The organism is Micromonospora sp. DSM 43699, from assembly GCF_055517075.1.
Genome location: NZ_JBTMMT010000268.1, coordinates 1 through 391, shown reverse-complemented (window position 1 = coordinate 391; position 391 = coordinate 1). Strand labels below are relative to the sequence as shown.

Genomic DNA, 391 nt, shown 5'->3' with positions numbered 1-391 from the left:
ACGCCACCACATCCAAGCCCGCCACAACCTCCGCGACATCCCGACCCAACACCACCGCACGATGCTCAAACACCGACCGCGACGACACCAACGACCAACCCACATCCACCAACCCCGCACCAGACCCGGCATCGTCGCTGGTGAGACCGGCGCACAACTCCCGCAACCGCGCCGCCTGCGCCCGCAACGCCCCCACCGACCGCCCCGACACCACCACCGGCACCACCGACAAACCCCCACCAGCACCACCTTCGCCACCACCAGCGGCATCGGCATCGGTGGACCCAGCGGCCATGGCCTCCTCAAACTCCGGAGCCTGCTCCAAAATCAGATGCGCATTCGTCCCCGAAATACCGAACGCCGACACCCCCGCACGACGCACACGATCCAC

1 pseudogene is annotated in these 391 nt (G+C 67.3%); it reads right to left on the bottom strand.

Features of this window, described 5'->3' with window-relative positions:
* Nucleotides 1–367 (bottom strand): annotated as a pseudogene (locus tag AC0AIB_RS31585) (hypothetical protein); the annotation flags it as partial.
* Between the last annotated feature and the right edge of the window lie 24 nt (nt 368–391).